General features: G+C 70.0%; 20 protein-coding genes and 1 pseudogene. 13 read left to right on the top strand and 8 right to left on the bottom strand.

Annotation, left to right across the window (positions count from 1 at the left end; translation table 11 throughout):
* The 9 genes and pseudogenes from ACTIE5_RS18135 to ACTIE5_RS18175 form a co-directional block, all read left to right on the top strand.
* Positions 1-438: pseudogene (locus ACTIE5_RS18135) on the top strand (hypothetical protein); the annotation flags it as partial.
* 52 nt (positions 439-490) lie between these two features.
* Positions 491-1888, top strand: a complete 1398-nt coding sequence (locus ACTIE5_RS18140; protein ID WP_439551116.1) for a xanthine dehydrogenase small subunit — start codon at positions 491-493, stop codon at positions 1886-1888.
* Positions 1888-4182, top strand: coding sequence for a xanthine dehydrogenase molybdopterin binding subunit (gene xdhB, locus ACTIE5_RS18145; protein ID WP_439551117.1), 2295 nt, complete (start codon positions 1888-1890; stop codon positions 4180-4182). The genes ACTIE5_RS18140 and xdhB overlap by 1 nt, the downstream gene beginning before the upstream one ends.
* A 53-nt stretch (positions 4183-4235) precedes the next feature.
* Complete coding sequence (locus ACTIE5_RS18150; protein ID WP_439551118.1) at positions 4236-5156, top strand: MBL fold metallo-hydrolase; 921 nt, start codon at positions 4236-4238, stop codon at positions 5154-5156.
* 142 nt (positions 5157-5298) lie between these two features.
* On the top strand, positions 5299-6276 hold the full coding sequence (gene gnd / locus ACTIE5_RS18155) for a phosphogluconate dehydrogenase (NAD(+)-dependent, decarboxylating) (RefSeq protein ID WP_439551119.1): 978 nt from the start codon (positions 5299-5301) through the stop codon (positions 6274-6276).
* Complete coding sequence (locus tag ACTIE5_RS18160) at positions 6273-6779, top strand: gluconokinase (RefSeq protein ID WP_439551120.1); 507 nt, start codon at positions 6273-6275, stop codon at positions 6777-6779. Before gnd ends, ACTIE5_RS18160 begins: the two co-directional genes overlap by 4 nt.
* Positions 6776-7675 carry a dihydrodipicolinate synthase family protein gene (locus ACTIE5_RS18165; protein ID WP_439551121.1) on the top strand — a complete coding sequence of 300 codons (900 nt, stop codon included), beginning with the start codon at positions 6776-6778 and terminating at the stop codon, positions 7673-7675. Before ACTIE5_RS18160 ends, ACTIE5_RS18165 begins: the two co-directional genes overlap by 4 nt.
* Before the next feature lie 83 nt (positions 7676-7758).
* Positions 7759-8499 carry a metallophosphoesterase family protein gene (locus ACTIE5_RS18170; RefSeq protein ID WP_439551122.1) on the top strand — a complete coding sequence of 247 codons (741 nt, stop codon included), beginning with the start codon at positions 7759-7761 and terminating at the stop codon, positions 8497-8499.
* Between the two features lies 1 nt (position 8500).
* On the top strand, positions 8501-9886 hold the full coding sequence (locus tag ACTIE5_RS18175) for a serine/threonine protein kinase (protein WP_439551123.1): 1386 nt from the start codon (positions 8501-8503) through the stop codon (positions 9884-9886).
* Here the strand turns inward: ACTIE5_RS18175 and ACTIE5_RS18180 are convergent.
* Genes ACTIE5_RS18180 through ACTIE5_RS18195 form a run of 4 tightly spaced genes read right to left on the bottom strand, consistent with a single transcriptional unit; the run spans position 9883 to position 14553 of the window.
* Positions 9883-11259 carry a M20/M25/M40 family metallo-hydrolase gene (locus tag ACTIE5_RS18180; protein ID WP_439551124.1) on the bottom strand — a complete coding sequence of 459 codons (1377 nt, stop codon included), beginning with the start codon at positions 11257-11259 and terminating at the stop codon, positions 9883-9885. The genes ACTIE5_RS18175 and ACTIE5_RS18180 overlap by 4 nt on opposite strands.
* Positions 11259-12275: a ketopantoate reductase family protein gene (locus tag ACTIE5_RS18185; protein WP_439551125.1), complete on the bottom strand. Its 1017-nt coding sequence runs from the start codon at positions 12273-12275 to the stop codon at positions 11259-11261. The genes ACTIE5_RS18180 and ACTIE5_RS18185 overlap by 1 nt, the downstream gene beginning before the upstream one ends.
* The gene (locus tag ACTIE5_RS18190; RefSeq protein WP_439551126.1) at positions 12260-12967 is read right to left on the bottom strand and encodes a creatininase family protein; all 708 of its coding nucleotides are present in this window, start codon (positions 12965-12967) and stop codon (positions 12260-12262) included. Before ACTIE5_RS18190 ends, ACTIE5_RS18185 begins: the two co-directional genes overlap by 16 nt.
* Positions 12964-14553 (bottom strand): ABC transporter substrate-binding protein, encoded by a 1590-nt coding sequence (locus ACTIE5_RS18195; protein WP_439551127.1) that lies wholly within the window; start codon positions 14551-14553, stop codon positions 12964-12966. The genes ACTIE5_RS18190 and ACTIE5_RS18195 overlap by 4 nt, the downstream gene beginning before the upstream one ends.
* Positions 14554-14633: 80 nt before the next feature.
* Here ACTIE5_RS18195 and ACTIE5_RS18200 point away from each other — a divergent pair, with 80 nt between their 5' ends.
* From ACTIE5_RS18200 to ACTIE5_RS18215, 4 genes are read left to right on the top strand one after another with little or no spacing between them, the layout of a single operon-like run.
* The gene (locus tag ACTIE5_RS18200) at positions 14634-15611 is read left to right on the top strand and encodes an ABC transporter permease (protein WP_439551128.1); all 978 of its coding nucleotides are present in this window, start codon (positions 14634-14636) and stop codon (positions 15609-15611) included.
* Positions 15608-16468 carry an ABC transporter permease gene (locus ACTIE5_RS18205; RefSeq protein WP_439551129.1) on the top strand — a complete coding sequence of 287 codons (861 nt, stop codon included), beginning with the start codon at positions 15608-15610 and terminating at the stop codon, positions 16466-16468. Before ACTIE5_RS18200 ends, ACTIE5_RS18205 begins: the two co-directional genes overlap by 4 nt.
* On the top strand, positions 16465-17427 hold the full coding sequence (locus ACTIE5_RS18210) for an ABC transporter ATP-binding protein (RefSeq protein ID WP_439551130.1): 963 nt from the start codon (positions 16465-16467) through the stop codon (positions 17425-17427). The genes ACTIE5_RS18205 and ACTIE5_RS18210 overlap by 4 nt, the downstream gene beginning before the upstream one ends.
* A complete protein-coding gene (locus ACTIE5_RS18215) occupies positions 17424-18407 on the top strand; it encodes an ABC transporter ATP-binding protein (RefSeq protein WP_439551131.1) in 984 nt (327 codons plus the stop codon). The genes ACTIE5_RS18210 and ACTIE5_RS18215 overlap by 4 nt, the downstream gene beginning before the upstream one ends.
* Here ACTIE5_RS18215 and ACTIE5_RS18220 read toward each other — a convergent pair.
* From ACTIE5_RS18220 to ACTIE5_RS18235, 4 genes are all read right to left on the bottom strand, one after another.
* Positions 18398-19234 (bottom strand): hypothetical protein, encoded by an 837-nt coding sequence (locus ACTIE5_RS18220; protein WP_439551132.1) that lies wholly within the window; start codon positions 19232-19234, stop codon positions 18398-18400. The two genes, ACTIE5_RS18215 and ACTIE5_RS18220, sit on opposite strands and share 10 nt — an antisense overlap.
* Positions 19198-19593, bottom strand: a complete 396-nt coding sequence (locus tag ACTIE5_RS18225; protein WP_439551133.1) for a hypothetical protein — start codon at positions 19591-19593, stop codon at positions 19198-19200. Before ACTIE5_RS18225 ends, ACTIE5_RS18220 begins: the two co-directional genes overlap by 37 nt.
* Positions 19594-19602: 9 nt before the next feature.
* A complete protein-coding gene (locus ACTIE5_RS18230) occupies positions 19603-20526 on the bottom strand; it encodes a 3-keto-5-aminohexanoate cleavage protein (protein ID WP_439551134.1) in 924 nt (307 codons plus the stop codon).
* A 127-nt stretch (positions 20527-20653) separates the two neighbouring features.
* On the bottom strand, positions 20654-21592 hold the full coding sequence (locus ACTIE5_RS18235) for a 3-hydroxyacyl-CoA dehydrogenase (RefSeq protein WP_439551135.1): 939 nt from the start codon (positions 21590-21592) through the stop codon (positions 20654-20656).
* Positions 21593-21641: the final 49 nt, after the last annotated feature.

Genomic DNA, 21641 nt, shown 5'->3' on the forward strand with positions numbered 1-21641 from the left:
CTTGGCCTGTCCGGCAGCTTCGCGGCGGGCGGCACCGCGCTGCCGGCGACGACGGTCCTGGGCACGGCGGGGGATGACTGGCTGAAGGGCGGCACCGGGGCGGATTATTTGCAGGGCGGCGCGGGGTCGGACGATCTGCAAGGGCTGGGGGGCAATGACGTGCTGCGGGGCGGGCTTGGCGATGATGGGCTGACGGGCGGGGTGGGGGCGGATCTGTTCGTCTTCGCGAAGGGGGATGGGCAGGATTGGGTGGTGGATTTCGCCCGCGGCACGGACAGGCTGCGGCTGGAGGGCTATGCGGCGGGCGACCTGACCCAGGCGGTGGAGACGCGCTGGGGGATGGCCGGCCTGGCCATCGACCTTGGCACGGGGGGGGATGAGGTGTTCCTCCAGGGCGTCACCGCGGTTTTGGAAGCGACCGACCTCATTTTCGGCTGACCCTCACGCCCAACCCATGACCGGCGGCCCGGGGTTTGCTTAACTGCATTCCATGATCGGGACCTCCCTCAGCTTCATCCTCAACGGCCGGCCGGTCGTTCTGCCGGCCGGCACCTCGCCCACCACCTCCGTGCTGGACTGGCTGCGCGCCAGCGGCATGACCGGCACGAAGGAGGGCTGCGCGGAGGGCGATTGCGGCGCCTGCACGATTGTCCTGGAGGATGCGGACGGCGCCCGTACCCCGATCAACGCCTGCCTGGCCATGCTCGGCCAGATGCAGGGCCGCGCGATCCGCACGGTGGAGGGCCTGCGCGCCCCCGATGGCGGTGCCCACCCCATCCAGCGCGCCATGGCCGAAAGCGATGGCACGCAATGCGGCTTCTGCACCCCCGGCATCGTCATGACCGCCTGGGCACATGCGCGGGAGGGCGGGGAGGTGCATGGGGCCCTGGCCGGCAACCTCTGCCGCTGCACCGGCTACCGCCCGATCCTGGATGTCTTCGCGACCCTGGCCGATGACGGCGCGCCATCGCCCGCCCTGCCCGAACCCGCCCCCGCGCGCTTCGACGCCCCCGGCCAGGTCTTCCACCTGCCCGCCACCCTGCCCGAATTGCTGGCCCTTCGCGCCGCCCATCCGGAGGCCTGGCTGCTGGCCGGCGGCACCGATCTCGGCCTTCGCGTCTCCGATCACCGTGAACAGCCGCCCGCCATCATCTGCCTGCTGAACGTGCCGGAACTGCACCGGCTGGAAGCGACGCCCGACGCCATCGAGGCCGGCGCCGCCGTGCCCTATGCCCGCCTGCTGGCGATGTTCCGCCGCGAAGCCGGCTTCGGCCCCTATGCGGCGTTGCTCGCCCGGCTGGGATCGCGCCAGATCCGCGGCCTCGGCACCCTCGGCGGCAATCTCGGCACGGCCTCGCCGATCGGGGATGCGCTGCCGCCGCTGCTGGCGCTGGGCGCTTCCGTCACGCTGGCGTCGGAGGCCGGCACGCGGACCCTGCCCGTCGCCGATTTCCTGCTGGGCTACCGCCGCAACGCGCTGGCGCCCGGGGAAATCATCCTCTCCGTCACCCTCCCGCGCCCCGACCCCGCCGCGCTCTTCGCCTGCGAGAAGATCAGCAAGCGCCATGACCAGGACATCGCGACTGTCGGCGCCGCGATGATGCTGCGGCTCGATGCCGGGTTGGTCGTGGAAGCGCGCCTGGCCTTCGGCGGCGTCGGTCCCATCGCCGCCCGCGCGCCCCAGGCGGAGGCAGCCTTCCTCGGCCGCCCCTTCGACGACGCCGCCGTCAACGATGCCGCGGAGGCGCTGATGCAGGATATCGCGCCCCTGTCCGACTGGCGCGGCACCGCCGATTACCGCCGCCTGGTCGCGCAGGGCGTGCTGCGACGCCTCCATCTCCGCGCCACCCAGCCGGATTTGCCCGCCGACATCATGGAGGTGGTGTGATGGACGGCACGCTCCCCCGCCGCGGCGCCGGCGCCGCGCTGCGCCATGACAGCGCCTTGAAGCACACAACGGGCGAGGCCCGCTTCGCCGATGACGCGGCGGAAGCGCCCGGCACGCTGCATGGCGCGCTGGTGCTGTCCGATGTCCCGCACGGCCATGTCACGGCGCTGCACCTCGATGCCGCCCGCGCCATGGAAGGTGTCGTCGCCATCATCGGCCCCCGGGATATCCCGGGGAAGAACGACATCGCAGCGGTAGGCTCGGGCGAGCCGCTTTTCGCCGATCCGCTGGTGGAATTCGCGGGCCAGCCTTTGGCATTGGTGTTGGCGACGACGCGCGACCAGGCGCTGCGCGCCGCCGCCGCCGTGCGCGCCGATATCGCGCCGCTGGACCCCGTGTTGTCCATCGAGGCCGGGCTCGATCGCGCGCAATACGTCATCGCCCCGCAGACCATGAAGCGCGGCGACGCCGCCGCCGCCATCGCCGCCGCGCCGCGCCGGATGGAAGCGGAGTTCCGCGCCGGCGGGCAGGAGCATTTCTACCTCGAAGGCCAGATCGCCGTCGCGACGCCGGGGGAGGATGGCGACATCGCCGTCATCTCCTCCACCCAGCACCCCTCCGAAGGCCAGCATGTCGTCGCCCGCGTGCTGGGCTGCGACTACAACCGCGTCACCGTCACCTGCCGGCGCATGGGTGGCGGCTTCGGCGGCAAGGAGAGCAATGCGAGCTGGGTCGCCGCCGCCGCGGCGCTCGGCGCGCGCGTCAGCGGCCGGCCCGTGAAGCTGCGCCTGGCGCGGCGCGCGGACATGATCGCGACGGGCAAGCGCCATCCCTTCCTCTATCGCTGGACCGCCGGCTTCGATGCCTCGGGCCGCATCCTCGGATTGCAGGCGCTGCTGGCGGCCGATGGGGGCTGGAGCCTCGACATGTCCGGCGGCGTGGTGTTCCGCGCCATCACCCATGCCGTGAATTGCTGCGACGTCCCGGACGTGGAGATCACGGGCTGCGCGGTGAAGACCAACACCGTCTCCCACACCGCCTTCCGCGGCTTCGGCGGCCCGCAGGGCGCGCTGCTGATGGAGGATGTGGTCCATCGCGTCGCGAGCGCCTGCGGATTGCCGCCCGATGTCGTGCGCGCGCGCAACTTCCTCGGCAGCAACGGCAATTCCGATGAGCTGCCCTATGGCCAGAAGGTGGAAGGCGACCTGATCACCCGCGTCTGGGCGGAAGCGAAGCAGGACAGCGAATGGGATCGCCGCCGCGGTGAGATCGCGGCCTTCAACGCGCGCCACCCGACGCTGCGCCGCGGCCTCGGCTCCATGGTGCTGAGCTTCGGCATCTCCTTCGGCATCATGCATCTCAACCAGGCCGGCGCGCTGGTGCATGTCTATACCGATGGCTCCATCCGCCTGAACCATGGCGGGACGGAGATGGGGCAGGGGCTGTTCGTGAAGATCGCGCAGGTGGTCTCCGACGTCTTCGGCACGGACCTCGAGCGTGTCGCCATCACCGCGACCAGCACGGCGGAGGTGCCGAACACCGCGCCGACGGCGGCCAGCACCGGCAGCGACCTGAATGGCTGGGCCGCCCACAACGCCGCCATGACCATCCGCGACCGCATGGCCACTATCGCCGCCGCGCGCTGGGGCATCGCGCCCACCGATGTGGTCTTCGCCGACAACCGCGCCTGGGCCGAACGCGCGGGTTCCAACCGCTTCCTCGAATTCGGGGAGTTGGCGAAACTCTGCTACCTGGAACGGGTCTCGCTATCCTCCACCGGCTACTACCGCACGCCCGACATCCACTGGGACCCCAAGGCGATGCGGGGCAACCCGTTCTTCTACTTCTCCTATGGCGCCGCGGTGTCCGAGGTGATCGTGGATACGCTGACGGGGGAGCACCGGTGCCTGCGCACCGACGTCGTCCAGGATTGCGGCCGCAGCCTGAACCCCGCCGTCGATCGCGGCCAGATCGAAGGCGCCTTCGTCCAGGGCATGGGCTGGCTGACCTGCGAGGAACTCTGGTGGGACCAGGGCGGGCGGCTGCGCACCGTCGGGCCCTCCACCTACAAGATCCCTGGCAGCCGGGACGTCCCGCCCGCCTTCAGCGTCCGCCTGCTGGAAGGCGCGCCCGCGCGCAGCGAGACCATCTTCCGGTCCAAGGCGGTGGGAGAGCCCCCGCTGCTGCTGGCCATCAGCGTCGCCAACGCCATCAAGGACGCGATCGGGGTGGAGGGGCTGGACCTGCCCGCCACCCCCGAACGGGTGCTGATGGCGATCCGCGCGAAGGGCTAGGGGCGCGGGGCCAGAGAGGGTTATGCTCCCTGTGCTATCGCGGGGAGCAAGCCATGGCCGAGGACAGCGCTGCCGCCATCCGTCCCTTCTTCGACGGCGCCACCAACACCGTCAGCTACCTGGTCTGGGACCCCGCCACCAGGCGCGGCGCCGTGGTGGACCCCGTGCTGGACTGGGACAACCGGAGCGGGGAGGCCGATACCGCCTCCGCCGCCGCTATCCTCGCCGCGGCCGAGGCCGAGGGCGTCACCATCGACTGGGTGCTGGAAACCCATGTCCATGCCGACCACCTGACCGCCGCCCCCTGGATCAAGGCCCGCACCGGCGCGCGGATCGGCATCGGCGCGGGGGTGAAGCAGGTGCAGACCATCTTCCGCCCGGTCTTCGCGCTGTCCGATGTGTTGCCGGAGGGCGGCGACTTCGACCACCTCTTCGCGGATGGTGAGGTTTTCGCGCTGGGCAGCCTTCAGGTGGAGGTGCTGCACGTGCCCGGCCACACACCGGCCTGCGTCGCCTTCAAACTCGGCGCCGCGCCGGAAGCGCGGTCCAACCAGCCCGCCGATGTCTTCGTGGGCGACACGCTGTTCATGCATGATGCCGGCACGGCGCGGGCGGATTTCCCGGGCGGCGATGCGCGAACGCTCTACCGCTCCATCCGCCGCATCCTTTCCCTGCCGCCGGAAACGCGCCTCTGGATCTGCCATGACTACAAGGCGCCGGGGCGTGATGCCTTCGCCTGGCAATCCAGCGTCGCCGCCCAGCGCGCGCAGAACCCCCATGTGAAGGACGGCATGACGGAGGAGGATTTCATCGCCTTCCGCACCGCCCGCGACGCGACGCTCGCCGCGCCCACGCTGCTGTTGCCCTCCATCCAGGTGAACATCCGCGCGGGGCGGTTCCCGGCGGCGGAGGTGAATGGCGTGCGCTACCTGAAGATCCCCGTGACGGCCAAGCGCGGCGCCAGCCTGGGGTAGGGGCGGCTTGCCGAGGGCGGACCACGCCCGCATGCTTCCAGACGACGCGCATACCCCCACCCCGACCCTCCCCCGGCAGCCCGGGGGAGGGTCGGGGTAGGGGTCAGCCGCGCGCATCTGGTTTTCGGGAGGACACCCCAGAATGCGTCTCGGCATGGTCGGCCTCGGCCGCATGGGCGGCAACCTCGTCCGCCGCCTGGCTCGCGCCGGCATCTCCTCCGTCGTGTGGGACCGGGACCCCGCCGCCGTCGCGGCGCTGGCCGCGGAGGGCGCGGAAGCGGCGACCGACCTCGCCGACCTCGTCCGCCGCCTGGAAGGCCCGCGCGCCGTCTGGGTGATGCTGCCCGCCGGCGCGGCGACCGAGGACGCCATCGCGCAGCTCTCGACCCTGCTCTCCCCCGGCGATGTCGCCATCGATGGCGGCAACGGCATGTGGAAGGACGCCATCCGCCGCGCGGCACTGCTGCGCGAACGGGGGATCGACATGCTCGATATCGGCACCTCCGGCGGCGTCTGGGGCCTGGCGCGCGGCTACTGCCTGATGATCGGCGGGCCCGATGCGCCCGTCCGCCGCCTCGACCCCATCTTCGCGGCCCTGGCGCCTGGCGAGGCCGCCGCTTCGCCGACCCCCGGCCGCGCGCCCGATGCCGACCCTCGGGCGCCGAATGGCTACGTCCATGCCGGCCCGAACGGTGCCGGGCATTTCGTGAAAATGGTCCACAACGCCATCGAATACGGGATGATGCAGGCCATGGCGGAGGGGCTGGAACTGCTGGAACAGGCGGGCAGCGAGACCCTGCCGCCCGAACACCGCCTCGACCTCGATGTGCCGGAGATCACGGAAGCCTGGCGCCGCGGCTCCGTCGTCGCCTCCTGGCTGCTGGATTTGACGGCGCAGGCGCTGGCGGCGGATGGGGAGCTTTCCACCTATTCCGGTCGCGTCGGCGACAGTGGCGAAGGGCGCTGGGCGGTGCAGGCCGCGCTCGACTCCGCCGTGCCCGCGCCGGTGCTCTCCGCCGCCGTCTATGCGCGCTTCCGCTCGCGCCAGAATGGCCCCTTCGCGGATCGTGCGCTGTCCGCCATGCGCAACGCCTTCGGCGGGCATCTCGAGCCGAAATGACGCCGCTCATCCTCGTCATGGGCGTCTCGGGCGCGGGCAAATCCACGGTGGGCCAGGCCATCGCCGCGGCGCTCGGCCTGCCTTTCGCCGATGCCGATGATTTCCACCCCGAAGCCAATATCGCGAAGATGAGCCGGGGCGAGGCGCTCAACGACGACGACCGCTGGCCCTGGCTCGCTGCCATCGGTGCACATCTGGCGGCGCATCGCGGGCGCGGCTGCGTCGTCACCTGCTCCGCCCTCAAGCACGTCTATCGCGATGCGCTGCGGGAAGCGGCGCCGGACCTGCGGCTGGTGTTCCTGACCGGCGATCCCGCGCTTGTCGCCGCCCGCCAGGCCGCGCGCCAGAACCACTTCATGCCGCCGAGCCTGGTCGCCAGCCAGTTCGCCACGCTGGAACCACCTGCGCCCGAGGAAGCCGCCATCACCCTCGATGTCGGCGCCACGCCCGAAACTCTCGCCACCGCCGCCATCAACGCCCTGCAAGAGGCCCGAACGTCATGAACGGCATCTACCCGATCCTCTACGCCTATTTCACCGCGGATGGCCGGCTGGACGAAGCCGCGATGCGCAAGCAGGTGCGCTGCTGCCTGGCCGGCGGCGCGCATGGCATCGCGGTGCTGGGCCTGGCGACGGAGGTCAACAAGCTCTCGCCACAGGAAAAGCGCGACGTGGTCCGCTGGTCGGCGGAGGAGATCGCCGGCCGCGTGCCCCTCGCCGTCACGGTGGCGGAGGCGACGGCGCGGGAGGCCGCGGATTTCGTGGTGGAGGCCGCTGATCTCGGCGCCGCCTGGTGCATCCTCCAGCCGCCGCCCGTGCGCGGCCTGCCGGAGGCCGAGTACATCGCCTGGTATGGGGAGGTCGCGACGATGGTCGCGCGCCGCAGCGCCATCCCGATCGGCATCCAGAACGCCGCCGCCTATATCGGCGTGGGGCTCTCCGCTAACGGCGTCGCGACGCTGGCGCGCAACCACGCCAACGTCACGCTCATCAAGGCGGAGGACAGCGCCGTCGATGTCCAGCGGCTGATCGAGGTGACGGGCGGCGGCCTGACGGTCTTCAACGGCCGCGCGGGCATGGAACTGGTGGATTGCCTGCGCGCGGGCTGCGCCGGGCTGATCCCCGCCCCCGAATGCGCCGACATCCAGGCCAGCATCTACAACAGCTTCATCGCCGGTGACGAGGCCGCGGCGGAGCGCGACTACCAGCGCATCCTGCCGCTGATCGCCTTCGCCATGCAGGGCGTCGCCATGTTCCTCTGCTACGGCAAGCGCGTCACCGGCTGGCGGATGGGGCTGGGGGAGGTGATCGAACGCACGCCCGCCCTCGCGCCCACCCCCTTCGGCCTGGCCTGCGCCCGCCGCTTCGCCGATGCGCTGGGCCCCTATCCCGGCGCCTGAAGGCGTGGTCTGATCGGCCCCGAGGAAGCAAGCTGCCAGGGCGTCCGCCGCGGGAATGATCCCCGGGGCCGGAGGAACTTCCCATGCGTATCGCGCTGCTCGCCGACATCCATGCCAACCGGGAGGCCTTCGAGGCCTGCCTCCTCGACATCGCCCGCCGCGATGTCGATCGCCTGGTGCTGCTGGGCGACCTCGTCGGCTATGGCGCCGATCCCGGCTGGGCGGTGGCGAAGGCGCGGGAGTTGCTGTCGCAGGGCGCCGTCATCATCCGCGGCAACCATGACGAGGCCGCGGCCTTCCCGCGCGGCGGCATGACGAATGACGCCGCTGCCGCCATCGCCTGGACGCGCAACGCGATCAGCGCGGAGGACGCCGCCTTCCTCGGCGCCCTGCCGATGGAGGTGGAGGAGGATGACCGCCTCTATGTCCATGCCGATGCCTCCGCCCCCGATCGCTGGATCTATGTGCGGGATGCCGATGATGCGCGTCGCAGCCTGGAAGCTGCGACCGCGCGCCTCATCTTCTGCGGCCATGTCCATGCGCCGGCGCTCTATGGCCTGACGGCCACGGCGAAGCTGGTTCCCTTCAAGCCGGTGACCGGCGTTCCCGTGCCGCTGCCCCGGCCGCGCCGATGGCTGGCGGTCTGCGGCGCCGTCGGCCAGCCCAGGGATGGCGACCCCGCCGCCGCCTGGCACCTGTTCGACGTGATCAGCGGCGAGATCACGCTGCACCGCGTGCCCTATGATGTCGTCGCCGCCAGCGACAAGGTCCGCCAGGCCGGCCTGCCGGAGACCCTCGCCGCCCGTCTGCTGCGGGGGCGCTGAGATGATCCGCCTGGTGGAGGGCGAGGTGCTCGATGGCTTCACCATCGGGCGCCTGCTGCATGTCGGCGGCATGGCCGTGCTCTGGCAGGTGACGCACCCCGACCACGATTCCGACCTGCTGATGAAGGTGCCCCGCCTGGCGGAAGGGGAGGACCCCGCCGCCATCGTCAGCTTCGAGATGGAGCAGATGATCCTGCCCCGCCTCACGGGTCCGCACGTCCCCCGCTTCATCGCTTCCGGCGGCTTCGACCGCCAGCCCTACCTGGTAATGGAACGAATCCCCGGCCGCAGCCTGCTGCCGCTGATCGACGACTTGCCACGCCCCATCGAGGAAGTCGCCGATATCGGTGCGCGGGTGGCGGAGGCGCTGGACGCGCTGCACCGCCAGCACGTGGTGCACCTGGACGTGAAGCCCTCCAACATCCTGATGCGCGACAGCGGAGAGGCCGTGCTGATCGATTTCGGCCTGTCGCGCCATGCGCAACTGCCGGATCTGATGGAGGAGGAGTTCCGCCTGCCCTACGGCACCGCGCCCTACATGGCGCCGGAACAGGTGATGGGCATCCGGTCCGACCCGCGCAGCGATCTGTTTGCGCTGGGGGCCATGCTGTATTTCCTGGTGACGGGCACGCGACCTTTCGGCGATCCGCAGCGCCTCAAGGGATTGCAGCGCCGGCTGTGGCGGGACCCCGTGCCGCCCCGCGCGCGGCGTGCGGAATGCCCGGACTGGATGCAGGAGATCATCCTGCGCTGCCTGGAAGTGCGCCCCGAGCGCCGCCACCCCACCGCCGCGCAACTCGCCTTCGACCTGCGGCACCCCGACCAGGTGGCGCTGACCGCACGCGCCGCGAAGCAGCGCCAGGATGGCTGGGCCACCACGATGCGCCGACGCTTCCACCCCGATCATCGCGTGCGCTTCGACCGTGCCGTTGCGATGACGGTGGAGGATGCGCCGATCCTGGCCGTCGCGGTGGATGTGACGGAGCAGGATGAAGCACTGTCGGCGACGCTGCGCGGCACAGTGGAGAAACTGCTGGCCACCATGCCGGGCGCGCGCCTCGCCTGCCTGAATGTGCTGCGGCAGAACCGCATCGCGCTGGACAGCACGCTGGATGATGTCGGCCGCAACAAGCATGTGCAGCGCCTGGTGGAGTTGAAGCACTGGGCCGCGCCGCTCGGCCTGGCGGAGGGGCGCGTGACGTTTCATGTGCTGGAGGCCGTGAACCCCGCCCACGCCCTGCTGGATTATGTCCGCATGAATGGCGTGGACCATCTGGTGATGGGCGCGCGCGCCGTGTCGCTGAAGCGCAAGCTGCTCGGCAGCGTCAGCGGGGAGCTGGCGGCGGAGGCGCCTTGCAGCGTGACGGTGGTGCGGGCGCGGACCTAGCTTCCGGCGCCGAACTTCCGCACCAGCGCCACCCAGGCCGCGAAGCCATCCGGCATCGCGCTCTCCCGCCAATTCTCGTCCGGCGCGTGGAAATCCTCATCCGCCGTGGCGAAGGAGAACATGACGGTGTCGATGCCGAGCACCCGCTGCACGATATCCGTCAGTGGCAGCGTGGCGCCCATGCGCACGCGGAGTGGCTTGCGCCCCGTCGTCGCTTCCAGCGCCGCTTCCGCCGCCAGCAGCAGGGGGTGGTCGCCGGGCACGGCGGTGGCGAGCGATCCGTCGCGCGCGGAGGTCACGGTCAGCGTCGCGCCTGGCGGGCAATGCTGGCGCAGATGCGCCTCCACCGCCGCCGCCACGCGCTTCGGCTGCTGCCCTGGCACGATCCGCATGGAGAGTTTTGCGTGTGCCTCCGCCGGGATCACGGTCTTGCCGCCCGCGCCGGTATAGCCGCCCCATAGCCCATTCACGTCGAGCGTCGGCTTCAGCCAGAGCCGTTCGAGAAACCCCGCCGCATCCCGCCCGCTCGGCGCGATGCCGATGGAGGCGTCATGCGCCGCCACATCGTAGGGAATCGCGGACAGCGCGGCGCGATCTTCCTCCGTCACCGGCGCGGCGCCTTCGCCGAAGCCCTCGACCAGGATCGTGCCCTGTTCATCGTGCAAGGTGGCGACCAGCCGCGCCATCGCGTGCAGCGCATTCGGTGCGACGCCGCCATAGCGGCCGCTATGCAGATCCTTCGCCGCGGTGCGCAGCGAAATCTCCATCGCCATGTTGCCGCGCGTCGCCACCGTCATCGTCGGCAGGTCAGCCCGCCAGCGCGCGCCATCGGCCGACAGCACCGCATCGGCGCGCAGCCAATCCCGGTTCTGATCGAGGATGCGCGCCAGGGACGCGGAGCCGCATTCCTCCTCCCCCTCCAGCAGCACCGTGACGTTGAAGGGCAGCCGCCCTTCCTCCGCCAGGAAGGCGCCGAGCGTTTCCATCGCCAGCAGCGATGGCCCCTTGTCGTCGGAGACCCCGCGCCCGTAGAGCCGCCCGTTGCGCGACGCCAGCACGAAGGGGGCGGAGGTCCAGGCCTCCACCGGATCGGGCGGCTGGACGTCGTAATGGCCATAGACCAGCAGCGTCGGGGCGCCGGCTCGCGCGCCATGCCAGCGCGCCGTCACCGCGGGGTGCCCGCCCGCGCCCAGTTCGCGCGCGCCCTCGAACCCCATCGCCGTCAAGCGCGCGATCCACCACTCCCGCGCCTGCGCCATCCCTTCGGCATAGGCGGGATCGGTGGAAACGGATTGGCAGGCCACCAGCGCCGCCAGCCGCGCGACGAAGCCTTCCTGCCCGGCCAGCAGCCGGGCCAGTACCGCATCGCTCATCAGATCGAATCCAGCAGCGCCTGGAAGGTATCCCGCGACTGTTCGCGGCGGCCTTCCTCGATATCCGCGATCAGCCGGCCAACGGCGGACAGGGCAGGGGTCGGGATGCCGAGTTCCGCGGCGAGCCGCGGCGTGATGTTCAGCTGCGATGCGGCTTCCGTCTTCCGCTTGCGTACCGCCAGGTCGCGCCAGATGCCGCTATGGGTCTTGGCGGATTGGGAGGTGAATTCGCGCAGCCAGGCCACGACCGCGATGCCATCCGCATCGGGCCGCCCTGGCGCGAAGGCCATGGGCTCATACCCCCCGAAGCCCCGCGGCGCGACACCACGCGCCAGCGCCACCGCCACCACTTCCCGCCCCAGCGCCAGCCAGGCCTTCATGCGGGCGGGATCGGCGAAATTCTCCGTCATGCTGTCATGGGTCAGCGCGGTCGCGAACAGCATCGCCCCATAGCCCATCTTGCCCCAGAGATAGCCCCAGATGTCCTCCGTCAGGATCGCATCAGGCTCGAAGATCCGGCACAGATCGAACATCGCCCGCGTGCGGTCGCGAACGCTGCCATCGATCTCCCCTACCACGACGGAGCCGCGGCTGCCGTAGAGGATCTCCCCTGGCCCGTGCCAATCCGCGGAGAAGTTGACGAAGCAGCCCATTGTGCGCTCGGCGCCCACGGCTTCCGCGATTTCCACCTCGTTCAGCCCGTTCTGGGCGGAGAAGACGTAGCCGCCAGGCGCGAGGTGCGGCGCCAGCATCGGCAGCGCATCCTTCGTCGCCTGCGCCTTCACCGCCAGCACGATGCGGGAATAGGTGCCCTTGAGTTCAGCGGGCGTCACCGCCGGGATGGTCAGGCGAAAATCCTCCACCGGCCCGAAGATGTGCAGGCCCGTGGTGCGGCAGGCCTCGACATGCTCGGCCACGGTATCGACCAGCAGGACGTCATGCCCCGCCCGCGCCCAATAGGCGCCGAGCGTGCCGCCGATGGCGCCCGCGCCCCAGATGACTATCGGGTCTGCCATGGTCCCTCCAGCGCCTCGCGAGTCTCGGCCACGCCTTCGTCCCAGATGCGCTGCATCAATTCATCCGGCAGTTGCCACGGCCCGCCGAAGGCGCCGTCGCCCAGGATCTCCCGCACCCTGGCCGGACCGCTCGCCTTCATCAGCGCGAGATCCGGCCTCGGCTTCACGCCTTCCGGCGCCTTCGCATGGGGCAGGCGCGTCCAGGGGAAATTCTCGAACCAATTGCCATGGCTGGCCGAGGGATCGGCCGCCATTGCCGCCGCCCAGGTGCGCGGCGCATTGTACCAGTTGTGGAACTTGATGGAGAGCTCCGGCCGCTCCGTCATCATCTCCTGCGCCAGCGCGCCGACCGGCGCATTCCCGCCATGGCCGTTGACCAGCAGGATGCGCTTGAAGCCGACGCGCGCCACGCTCTCGATCAGGTCGCGCGCCACAGCCAGCAGCGTCTCCACCCGCAGGCTCACGCTGCCCGGAAACGCCGCGAAGTAGGGCGCCAGCCCGAAGGGCATGGCCGGATAGACCGGCACCCCCAGCGGCGTGGCGGCTTCCACCGCCACCCGCTCCGCCAGGATCGCATCGACGCAGAGCGAGAGCTGCGCGTGCTGTTCCGTGCTGCCGAAGGGCAGCACGACCCGGTCATCGAGGCGAAGATACGCCTCGATGTCCATCCAGTTGCTGTCGGCGATTCTCATCGTGTCGCCGGCGTCACGTCCCAGGCGTAGGTCTCCTCATCCGCGCGGCCGGATGGCATGGACACACGGTCCCGTCGCATCGCCCAGGCGGAGCCGACGGAGGCCAGCGGCAGGGAGACGCGTTCGCGGTTGAACAGCGCCCCGATCTGCTGCAGCAACTCCCGCCGCTTGGCGTCGTCCAGCTCGAACTCCGAGGCCTGGATCAGGCGGTCCATCTCCGGGTTCGAATAGCCGTGCCAGTTGAAGGCGCCGAGCCTCAGTTGCGGGTTGTTGGTGTGGGCGTTGGAGGAATAGGTGTAGCTGGCCTCACCGGTCAGCGTGCCCCAGCCCGCCATGATATTGGACAACTCGCCGCGCGCGCGGGCGGGGAAGATCACCGCCGCGGGCTGGCCGGCGGCCTGAACCTCGATCCCGATCCGCGCCAGCATCTGCGCCATGGCGGTGCCGACGCCGCGGTCGCCGGGCAGGCGGTCATTGCTGAAGTTCAGCACCATGCGGAAGCCGTTCGGGAAGCCGGCCTCGGCCAGCAGCGCGCGGGCGCGGGCCAGGTTCGGCGTCGGGATCGGCAGGGCCGGGTTGAAGCCGAAGATGTTGGGCGTGACCATCTGCCCCTGCGGCGTGCCCATGCCCTCCATCGCGATTTCCGCCAGCGCGCGGCGGTCGATGGCGAGGTCGATGGCTTCGCGGACGCGGGGGTCGCGATAGGGGTTGGCGGCCAGGCGCGACCCGTCCCGCGCCGTCACCTGCGGCGTGTTCTCCCGGAAGTCGAACTGGAAGTTGAAGACATAGACGGTGTCGGACTTCACGACGGACAGCGTCCGGTCACGCTCCAGCGTCGCGACGTCGGCGGCCGGCACGCGGACGATCATGTCCACCTGGCCGGTGCGAAGCTGTGCAACGCGGTTCGCGTCGTTCGGGATCTCCCGGCGCACATGCCGCGCCCAGGCCGGGCGGCCGGACCAATGGCCTTCGAACCGATCCACCACGAATTGCTCGCGCGGCGTCCAGGACACGAAGCGGTAGGGGCCCGTGCCGATGGCGGCGCGGCCGGTGTTGAAGGCCTCGTTGCTCGCCTCCGGCGTCAGACCCGCGGTGGCGCGGGCGGAGACGACGAAGAGGCGGATGAAATCGTTCGGCAGGGTGGGGGAGGGCCCGCCCGTGATGATGTGCAGCGTGTGCGGATCGACGATGCGGACATCGGTGATGCGGCGCACATAGATGCGCGTCGGGTTCGGCCCCGACAGGGTCTGCATCCGCCGGATGGAGGCGACGACATCCTCCGCCGTCATGTCGCTGCCGTCATGGAACTTCACGCCGCGGCGCAGCTTGAATTCCCAGGTCGTCGCATCGATCGGGCGCCAGGATTCCGCCAGCCCCGGCTCGATCTGCAATTGCGGGCCGGAATGCGTCAGCGTGTCGAAGATGTGCTTCAGCGCCTCGCTATGCGTGCCGGTGGCGGTGAAATGCGGGTCGATCGATTCCGGCCCGGCGCGCACGCCCATGGTCAGGGTCTGCGCGTTCGCCGCGCCCACGAGCATCGCGCCCATGGTGGCGGACAAGGCAAGGTGGACAAATCTGCGGCTCATCGACGTGTCTCCGGGGGCTTCGTTCAATCACATGCTAGGAACGGCTTGCGTCCGCTGTCCATGCCCCGATACTGCGAAGGATGCTCGGCTTCATCATTCAGCGGCTGCTCCAGGCCGGCCTCGTCATGCTGGCGATGTCGGCGCTGGTCTTCATCGGCGTATACGCCATCGGCAACCCGATCGACGTCCTGATCTCCCCGGACGCGACGCAGGACATCCGCGCGGCCGCCATCAAATCCATGGGGCTGGACCTGCCGTTGTGGCAGCAATACCTGGCCTTCCTCGGCCGGTTGCTGTCCGGCGATTTCGGGCGGTCCTTCGTTTTCGGCACGCCCGTGATCGATCTTGTGCTGGCGCGGCTGCCGGCGACGCTGGAACTGGCACTCGCTTCCGTGCTGATCGGCGCCTTCATCGGCATCCCTCTCGGCATCTATGCCGGCTACAAGCCGGAAAGCCCGATCGCGCGCGGGATCATGGCGGTCTCCGTGCTCGGCTTCTCCGTCCCCACCTTCTGGGTGGGGCTGATCCTGATCCTGTTCTTCGCCGTGCACCTGGACTGGCTGCCGGCCGGCAATCGCGGGCCGACCGCCGAATTCCTCGGCATCCAGTGGTCCTTCCTGACGAAGGAAGGGCTGACCTTCCTGATCCTGCCGGCCTTGAACCTAAGCCTCTTCAAGCTCGCGATGATGATCCGCCTGGCGAGGGCCGGGACGCGGGAGGTGATGCTGACGGATACCGTGAAATTCGCCCGGGCCGCGGGGCTGTCGGAGATGACGATCCTGCGCCGCCACGTGCTGCGGCTGATCTCCATCCCGCTTGTGACGGTGTTCGGCCTGGAATTCGGATCGACGCTGGCCTTCGCGGTGGTGACGGAGACGATCTTCTCCTGGCCCGGCGTCGGCAAGCTGATCATCGAGAGCATCACCTCCCTCGACCGCCCCGTGATGGTCGCCTACCTGGTGCTGGTGGCGTTCCTGTTCGTGACGATCAACCTGGTGGTCGATTTGTCCTACGCACTGCTTGATCCACGGTTGCGTCGTGGTGGTCGCGGGGCATGAAGGCCTTCTGGCAGGAATACCGGGAGAACTGGATCGCCGTCGTCGCGCTGGCGGTGGTGGTCATCATCGTCCTGGCGGCGCTGCTGGCGCCCTGGATCACGCCGCAGAACCCCTATGATCTGGCGTCGCTCGACCTCATGGATGCCCGCAAGCCGCCGGGCTTCGTGGGGTCGGAAGGCTATGTCCACTGGCTCGGCACCGATGCGCAGGGGCGGGATTTGCTGAGCGCGATCATCCACGGGCTGCGCATCTCGCTCCAGATGGGCATCGCCGCGGGCCTCTTCGCCATGACCATCGGTGCGACGCTCGGCATCCTCTCCGCCCATGCCGGCGGATGGGTGGAAGCCGCGATCATGCGGGTCGTGGATCTGCAGCTGTCCTTCCCGGCCATCCTGCTCGCCCTGGTGCTGGTGGCGGTGCTGGGGCAGGGGAAGTACCAGCTCGTCATCGCGCTCGTCGCCGCGCAATACGCCTACTTCGCCCGCACCGCCTATGGCGCCGCGACCGCGGAACGCCAGAAGGATTATGTGGAGGCCGCGCATGCCACGCCCCTGCCGGGCTGGCGCATCGTGCTGCGCCACATCCTGCCGAACTGCCTGCCGCCGCTGATCGTCGTCGGCACCGTGCAGGTCGCCAACGCCATCGCGCTGGAGGCGACGCTCTCCTTCCTGGGCCTCGGCCTGCCGCCGACGGAGCCCAGCCTCGGCATGCTCATCGCCAACGGCTTCCAGTACATGATGAGCGGCCGCACCTGGATTTCCGTCTATCCCGGCATCGCGCTGATCGTGCTGATCGTCGCCATCAACATCGTGGGCGACCAGATACGCGACCAGTTCAACCCGAGGCTCCGCCGATGAGCCTTCTCGAGGTCCGCGACCTCCGCACCCATTTCTTCACCCGCGCCGGCGTGGTGAAGGCGGTCGAAGGCGTTTCCTTCTCGCTCGAGAAGGGCGAGATATTGGGCCTGGTCGGTGAAAGCGGGTCCGGCAAATCCGTCACCGGCTTCTCCCTCATCGGCCTGGTCGATCCCCCCGGGCGCATCGCTTCCGGCTCGATCAAGTTCGAGGGCCGCGAACTCGTCGGCCTTCCGCCCGCAGAGATGCGCGCGCTGCGCGGCAAGCGCATCGCCATGGTCTTCCAGGACCCGGCGGCGACGCTGAACCCCGTGCTCTCCATCGGCCAGCAGATGACGCTGGCGGTGCAGGCGCATGGCCGCATCAGTGACAACGCGGCGCGGGACCTGGCGGCGCGGACGCTGACGCGCGTCGGCATTCCCGATGCGGCGGCGCGGCTCGATGCCTATCCCCATGAATTCTCCGGCGGCATGCGCCAGCGCGTCGCCATCGCGACGGCGCTGCTGCACGGCCCCGACCTCATCATCGCGGATGAGCCGACGACGGCGCTCGACGTCTCCATCCAGGCGCAGATCCTGGCGGAGATGAAGTCGCTGGCGAAGGAAACTGGCACCGCCCTGGTCTGGATCAGCCATGACCTCGCGACCGTGTCGTCCCTCGCGGATCGCGTGCTGGTCATGTATGCCGGCCGCATCGTGGAGGCCGGCGCGGTGGGAGAGACGCTGCGCGCGCCGCGCCACCACTACACCCGCGGGCTGCTGGACAGCCTGCCCGCCATGGCGCGTCCTGGCCAGAAGTTGAACCAGATTCCCGGGACCACGCCATCGCTGCTCTCGCTGCCGCCCGGCTGCCCCTTCGCACCCCGCTGCCCGCGCGCCGATGCGGTGTGCGCAACTGACCCGCCCGATGTCGTCACCGCATCCCGCCTGGTGCGCTGCCACCACCCGCTGGAGGCCGCATGAACCAGATCCTGGTGGCTGAGGGCGTCACCAAGCGCTTCTCGCCCAGCCTTTCCCTCGGTGACCGCATCGCCGGCGCGCTGGGCGCGAAGGTGGACAGGCGCGCCGTCCATGCCGTGACGGATGTGTCCCTCAGCGTCACCGCCGGCGAAACGCTCGGCCTGGTCGGGGAAAGCGGCTGCGGGAAATCCACGCTCGGCCGCATGCTGGCCGGCATCATGCCGCCAACGGAAGGCCGCGTGCTGGTCAGCGGCACCGCGCCGATGCGGGGCCGCCACAAGGCCACCACGCGCATCCAGACCGTCTTCCAGGACCCCTTCGCCTCGCTCAACCCGCGCATGCGCATCGGCGACAGCATCGCTGAAGGCCCCGTCACCCACGGCCTGACCACCCGCGCCGATGCGCCTGGGATGGTGGCGGATTGGCTGGCCCGCGTCGGCCTCGACCCCGCCTTCGCTGCGCGCTTCCCGCACCAATTCTCCGGCGGCCAGCGCCAGCGTGTCGCCATCGCGCGGGCGCTGGCGATGCAGCCGGATGTGCTGGTCTGCGACGAACCTGTCGCTTCGCTCGATGTGTCGATCCAGGCCCAGATCCTGAACCTGTTTCTCGACCTGCGGCGCGACCTCGGCCTGACCTGCCTGTTCATCTCCCACGACCTGAGCGTGGTGCGGCATGTCAGCGACCGCGTCGCCATCATGTATCTCGGCCGCATCGTGGAGGCCGGGAGCGCGGCCAAGGTCTATGCGAGCCCACGCCACCCCTACACCCAGGGCCTGCTGGACAGCGTGCCGAAGCTGCGGCTGTCCCTCGACGATGTGGCAAACTTCAAGCCCATCGCCGGCGAATTGCCCTCGCCCCTCTCACCGCCCTCCGGCTGCGCCTTCCACCCGCGCTGCCCGAAGGCCACGGCGCTGTGCCGTGCCGAACGCCCCGCGCTGACGGCGCGGGATGATGGGACGCTGGTCGCCTGCCATCACGCCTGAGGCGTGCCGCGCATCCAGGGCAGCACGCTGCGCTGCGCGACCATCGCCGCCAGGAAGCCGATCCCCAGCACCACCACCGTGACCGCCACGGGGTCCGACCGCTGCACGCCCGCGACCGGCACTGCCTGGTGCAGCACGCCCAGAACCAGCGCCAGCGCGCAGACCACGCCCAGGCACAGCACCACCAGGTGCCGCGGCCCGTGGCGATACATAGCCCATGCAGCGATCCCGAAGCCAAGCCAGGAGATGCCACGTTCGTCCAGCCAGTCCGGCAGCCGGAGGGGCACGACCTGCATCACGAAGGAACGCCACGCCAACAGCGTGAAGCCCATCACGCTGGCGCCAGCCCAGCCCCACCACACGCGCCCACGGGCCAGGCCCTGCGCCAGCAGCCCCAGCGTCCCATGCAGCAGGATGGCCGCCGCCAAGGGCACGACCCAGCCGATGGATGGCGCGAAGAAGCGCGGGAAGCGGATCGCATTCCCCACCAGCTGCCAAAGGTCCCAGCAGGCGGCGAGCGTGCCATAGGCGATGCCGAGCGCGAACCATTGCCCGGTGTTCCGCCCCAGCAGCCACCACAGCACCGCCAGCTTGCAGCCTTCCACCACTGCGGTTCGCAGCAGAGGGGCCAGGTTCAGCCACCACTCCAGCATGGCCGCGGGCATGAACGCCGGCAGCACGCGCTGCGTCACCATCCCCAGCGGGATCAGCAGCCCGAAGGCCAGCAGCGACGCCGCCAGCGCCGCCAGCCATACGCGGCCGTACCGCAACCCGCGCAGCGCCTCCGCGATCACAGCGCCACCGCCGCTACGGCCAGCAGCGCGCACCCCACGGGATGCAGCGGCAGGATCCTGCCGAAGCTCTTCATGCGCGCGGCCTCGTCCCCGATCATCGCGACCTGCGGCAGGAAGGACGCGACCCCCACCAGCGTTACGACGCTGAGATAGACCGGCAGGCGCCAGATGCCCGGGCTGGCCGGCGCAACGACATAGCCCACCACCAGGCAGAGCACGGCCAGGCCATGCAGGCCGAGCAGCCAGAGGATCAGCCGCAGCCCCGCCCCGTGCCGAGGGTCACGCGCCCGCCCGGATCGCCAGCCCAGCAGCGCCACCGCGGCGATCACGACCTGGATCGCCGCGAAGGCCGCGCGCCACGCCCACGGAAAGGGTTCGGGCTCGATCGGCACGGTGCGTCCTCAGAACCCCACCTTGTCCCCGCCCTTGAGGCTCAGGATCTCCCGCGCCTCATCCGGCGTCGCGACTTCCATCCCCAGCCCCTCGATGATCTGCCGCGCCAGGCGCACCTGCTGGGCGTTGCTCTCCGCCAGCTTGCCCGGCCCGGCCCATAGGCTGTCTTCCAACCCCACGCGGATGTTGCCGCCCATCGCCGCCGCCATCGCCGCGACGCGAAGCTGGGACGCGCCGGCGCCGAGAACGCTCCACTTGTACTGGTCGCCGAACAGGCGATCCGCGGTGCGCTTCATGTGCAGCACATCCTCGGGATGCGCGCCGATGCCGCCCTGGATGCCGAAGACCGTCTGGATGAATAGCGGCGCCTTCACCAGCCCCTGATCCAGGAAGTACTTCAGATTGTAGAGATGCGCGGTGTCGTAGCACTCGAACTCGAAGCGCGTGTCGTTCTCCGCGCAGGTGGTCAGGATGTACTCGATATCCGCGAAGCTGTTGCGGAACACGATGTCCTTGTTGGCGAGGTAGTCGGCCTCCCACTGATGCTTGAAGCTCTTGAAGCGATTCAGCATCCCGAACAGGCCGAAATTCATCGATCCCATGTTGAGCGACGCGACCTCCGGCTTGAACGCCGCGGCGGGGGAGACGCGCTGCTGGATCGACATGGTCGGCGCGCCGCCGGTCGTCAGGTTCAGCACGGCATCGGTGCGCTGCTTGATGACGCGGAGGAAGGGCGCGAAGGCCTCCGGCGTCTGGTCCGGCCTTCCATCCTTCGGGTCGCGCGCATGAAGATGCACGATGGCCGCGCCGGCCTCCGCCGCGCCGATCGCGGCATCCGCGATCTCCTCCGCCGTCACCGGCAGATGGGGGGACATGGAGGGCGTGTGGATCGCGCCCGTCACCGCGCAGGTGATGATGACTTTGCGGCTCATCTTTTCTTTCCCTCAGACGCCGGGCGCCGGCTCCGCCGGCTTGGCTTCGCCGCATAGGCGGCGGCGGCCATTCGGCCGCTCGGATTGCGCTCAGGCGCAATCCGCAGGTCTTGCATCAAGACGCAGTTCATCCCTGCTTCTCCTGCTTCCGCTTATGCGCGGCCAGTGCCGCCAGCCGCTTGTCCCGCCGTGCGCTCCGCGCCGCGATCTCCTCGCGCGATGGGCTCTCCCCCCACGCCTCCACGACCTTGGCACAACCCTCCGCGCCGAACACCGCGGGGGAGGGCGGCTTCTCGATCATGCGCTGGAACAGGCCGCCGTAGCGCGCGCAGTAATCCGCCATGCCGCCTGGCGCGTTCAACTCGATCGTCGCGAAGGGGCCGAGGAAGGACCAGCGCAGGCCGAGCCCCTCCGCCACCGTCACGTCGAGGTCGCGCGGCGTCACATAGCCTTCCTGCACCAGGCGGAAGGCCTCCGCCAGCAACGCGCCCTGCAACCGGTTGAGGATGAAGCCCTCGATCTCCTTCAGCACCGTGATCGGCGCCTGGTCCACGCTTTCATGAACCGCTCGCGCGGCGGCGATGGTCTCGGCGGAGGTCCAGGGTGCGCCGGACAATTCGACGACGGGCACGAGGTGCGGCGGGTTGACGGGGTGCGCCACCAGGCAGCGCGCGCGGCCCGGCAGCGCCTCCGTGAAGGCGGAACACGGGATGCCGCTGGTGGAGGACGCCAGGATGCAACCCGGCGCCGCCAGGCGGTCGAGCTCCGCGAAGATCGCGATCTTCTCGGCCACGCGTTCCGGCCCGTTCTCCTGCACGTATTCCGCGCCGGCCAAGGCATCGGCCAGCACCGGCACCACGCGGATGCGCGCGGCGGCGCCGGCGGGGTCCTCGCACAGCCCCTGTCGATGCTGCTCCGCCAGCCCTTCGGCGCAAAGCGCGGGTGCTGCATCCAGAGCGGCCGCCACCGGATCGTACAGCGCCACATCCCAGCCCGCGCGAGCAAAAACCATCGCCCAGGCGCGGCCGATCAGCCCCGCGCCCACCACCGCCATCTTCCGCGCCATGCAGCCGCACCCCCCGAGATCCTGGGTGCCACGATACCCCGCGGCCGGC

The sequence above is a fragment of the Falsiroseomonas sp. genome, from assembly GCF_051859025.1.
Lineage (GTDB): Bacteria > Pseudomonadota > Alphaproteobacteria > Acetobacterales > Acetobacteraceae > Falsiroseomonas.